Origin of the sequence: Longimonas sp., from assembly GCF_046498435.1 — a bacterium.
Classification (GTDB): domain Bacteria; phylum Bacteroidota; class Rhodothermia; order Rhodothermales; family Salinibacteraceae; genus Longimonas.
Genome location: NZ_JAWOAR010000132.1, coordinates 1 through 3,362, shown reverse-complemented (window position 1 = coordinate 3,362; position 3,362 = coordinate 1). Strand labels below are relative to the sequence as shown.

Genomic DNA, 3,362 nt, shown 5'->3' with positions numbered 1-3,362 from the left:
GCGGACTGAATATGTGATGGTAGGTGGCGGGATTTAGGTCAAGATAGGTGATGGATGGGCGTTGGTGTCCATCAGATAGAGAGATAAAAAGATTGGGGTAAACCTCACAAAGCTTGCAAAAAAGCCTTGTGAGGTTTTTTGTTCTCATTTTACCACGCCAATGGAGAAGGAGAACACCCCATGGACAAGCTACTAAAGGATGCGGATTTGATCAAGCTGCTAGATAAGGTTGATGCGGAATTGGCGGAGCAGATGCGTTCCGAAGTGTGCCTGAATTGTGACGCCAAGTTGCATAGAGATGATTATCCGCGTAAGCCTCGATGGGTGGAGTCGTGGAACAAGCGCTACAGTTACACCTGCTCGCGCTGTCGCAAGCGACACACGCCGCCGTCGGTTCGGTTCCTGGGGCGCAAGGTGTATGCCGGGATCGTTGTGGTATTGGTGTCGGCGATGATGCATGGACCGAATGCGCATCGGATCGGGGCCCTGCACGAAGCGCTGGGCATCGACCTGCGAACCTTGAAGCGTTGGCGTCGCTGGTGGCTGGAGGTTTTTGTCAAGACGCCGTTCTGGAAGGGGGAGCGGGGACGGTTCATGCCGGTGCTTGATGAGCTTCTCATGCCCTATGGGCTTGTCGAAGCGTTCGTTGCCAATAGACGTAAAGGGTTGGTCAACCTAATGGGATATATCGCGCCGATCACGACAAAATGGAGAAAAAATAGGTGCGCTATGTGAGGGTGGTCATAGCTCCCGCAGAGAACGCTTGGCGACAGGCTAAACGCTCTTCTGTAGAAAGGTGGCATCGCAGACAAAAGGCCCGATCTGATCGAGCCGGAAAGGAGAAGAACGATGCCAGGGGAACGGAGTGTATCAACACAACAGCCAGTCATGCCGGAGACGGCGGGGGCAGGCGATCAGCGCTGGGCGCATTTTCGCTTCAGCGTGGTGGGTCCGCTACTGGCGGCACCGCCGGGAAAGGGGGAGCTGGGTGGGGAGCTGAAGCGGCTTGCTCGTAAACGCTGGCGTCATCCGATCTCGGGCGAGTGGGTTGTCCTGGGAGCCTCGACGATCGAGCGCTGGTACTACCAGGCGCGCCGCTCGCCGAAGGATCCGGTCGGGGTGCTTTCGCGCAAGATCCGCGAGGATCAGGGCACGCATCCGAGCTTGAGTCTACCGCTGCGTGCCCTGATCGACGCGCAGTACCGGCAGCATCGGCACTGGAGCTACAAGCTGCAGGCCGATAATCTTGCCGTGCGCGTTGCGCAGGACCCCGGACTCGGGGAGATGCCCTCCTACGAGAGCGTGCGTCGCTACATGCAGGCGCACGGCATGCCCAAGCGTCGCCGTCTGGGCGGGAAACGCACGAGCGCGGGAGCCGAGGCCGCCGAAGCGCGATTCGAGGATCTGGAGATCCGCAGCTACGAGAGCGCCTATGTCAATGCGCTCTGGCACCTGGACTTCCATCACGGCAGCGTGCCGGTGCTCACCTCCCCGGGCGACTGGGTGCATCCGATTTTGCTGGGGGTGCTCGACGACCATTCGCGCCTTTGCTGCCATGCGCAATGGTATCTGCACGAGACGGCCGAGGATCTGATCCATGGTCTTTTGCAGGCATTCATGAAGCGGGGGCTGCCACGGGCACTGATGAGCGATAACGGCAGCGCGATGATCGCCCACGAGACGACGCAGGGGCTGGTGCGGCTGGGGATCGTGCACGAGCGCACCCTGCCTTACAGCCCGTACCAGAACGGCAAGCAGGAGTCATTCTGGGGGCCGGTCGAGGGGCGGCTGCTGGCGATGCTCGATGGCGTCAAGGACTTGACTCTCAGCGCTCTCAACGAGGCGACGCAGGCCTGGGTCGAGTTGGAGCACAACCGCAGCAGGCAACGCGAGATCGCCGACACGCCGCTCTCGCGCTTTATCCACAACAAGGATGTGGGGCGGCGGTGTCCGGAAAGTGAAGTCCTTCGCCAGGCGTTCACGGCGGAGTGCTCGCGCAAGCAGCGCAAGAGTGACGGCACGATCAGCGTCGAGGGCAAACGCTTCGAGCTGCCCTCGCGCTATCGGCACCTCGAGGCGGTGACGGTTCGCTACGCGAGCTGGGATCTCTCGCATGTCTACCTGAGCGACGGGCGCAGCGGGCAGGTGCTCGGACGGCTCTACCCGCAGGACAAGCAGAAGAACGCCGACGGGAAGCGGCGACGGAAGGAAGCCATCACCGAGCCAGTCGGCTGCGTGCCCGAACTGCCCGACGGCCAGATGGCCCCGTTGCTTCGCAAACTCATTGCCGACTATGCCGCCACCGGGCTGCCGCCGGCGTATCTACCCAAGGATGAAATCAACAAAGAGGAGAAGTAAGCCCCATGAGTAACAAGATGCTGGCCCTTTACAGCCTCAAATACAACCCCTTCTGCCAGGAGGTTCCCGTCTCGTCACTGTACGTGACCCCGGCTATGGAACACTTCTGCTGGCGGATCGAGAACCAGCTCGGCGAAGGCGGCTTCGCCCTGATTACCGGTGTGCCCGGTTCGGGCAAGAGCGCGACGCTCCGCATCCTTGCCGATCGTCTCGGGAACCTATGTGATGTGACCGTCGGTGTACTGACCCGTCCGCAAGCCTCCGTAGCAGACTTCTATCGAGAACTCGGCGATCTGTTCGGCGTGACGCTCTCGCCCCACAACCGCTGGGGAGGAGCCAGGGTGCTGCGGCAGCGATGGATCGCTCATATGGAGGCCTCCCTCTATCGGCCGGCGCTGCTGATCGACGAGGCGCAGGCGATGAACACGGCGGTGTTGTGCGAACTGCGCATGCTCGCGAGTGACAAGCTCGACTCTCGCAGCATCCTCACCGTCGTGCTTTGCGGTGACCAGCGGCTCGCGAAAGCGTTGCAGACCGATGACCTGCTTCCCGTGGCCAGTCGGATCCGTTGCCGTCTGCGCTTCGAACCCTCTGAATCGAAAGCCCTCCGCGAATGCCTCTGCAACCATTTAGAGAAGGCCGGTAATCCGAGGCTGATCAGCGAACCGGTTATCGCTGCGCTCTGTGAACACGCCGCCGGCAACTGTCGCGTATTGATGACCATGGCCAACGATCTGCTCTCAGCCGCCCTGCATGATGAGGTCGACCAGATCGACGAGAAGCTCTTCTTGAAGGTCTTCGACATACGGGCAAGCGTAAGCGGAAGACGCTCATCATGAAGCTACTGCCCGTAGAGAAAGCGTGCGATCTGGCACGGCTGCCCGACGAGCAGAAGTGGCTCATTGATGAACTCTGGGCGCAGCAGGCCGTCGGCATCCTGGGCGGGGAACCGAAATGTTGCAAGAGCTTCCTGGCCCTGGACATGGCCGTCAGCGTGGCTTCCG

4 protein-coding genes are annotated in these 3,362 nt (G+C 60.9%); all 4 read left to right on the top strand.

The features are described 5' to 3' along the window. Positions 1-180 precede the first annotated feature (180 nt). Complete coding sequence (locus R6U20_RS05035; protein ID WP_410336773.1) at positions 181-735, top strand: hypothetical protein; 555 nt, start codon at positions 181-183, stop codon at positions 733-735. A gap of 153 nt (positions 736-888) precedes the next feature. Beyond that, positions 889-2,358: a DDE-type integrase/transposase/recombinase gene (locus R6U20_RS05030; protein ID WP_410336772.1), complete on the top strand. Its 1,470-nt coding sequence runs from the start codon at positions 889-891 to the stop codon at positions 2,356-2,358. 5 nt (positions 2,359-2,363) lie between these two features. Then, entirely contained in the window at positions 2,364-3,197 is an 834-nt protein-coding gene (locus tag R6U20_RS05025) for an ExeA family protein (RefSeq protein ID WP_410336771.1), read from the top strand. Further along, positions 3,194-3,362: AAA family ATPase (locus tag R6U20_RS05020; RefSeq protein ID WP_410336774.1), on the top strand; the 169-nt coding region annotated here is incomplete at its 3' end. The genes R6U20_RS05025 and R6U20_RS05020, both read left to right, overlap by 4 nt.

Coding starts and splice junctions, on each gene's coding strand:
- R6U20_RS05035 (WP_410336773.1), top strand. CDS start 181: ATGGACAAGCTACTAAAGGATGCGGATTTGATCAAGCTGCTAGATAAG.
- R6U20_RS05030 (WP_410336772.1), top strand. CDS start 889: ATGCCGGAGACGGCGGGGGCAGGCGATCAGCGCTGGGCGCATTTTCGC.
- R6U20_RS05025 (WP_410336771.1), top strand. CDS start 2,364: ATGAGTAACAAGATGCTGGCCCTTTACAGCCTCAAATACAACCCCTTC.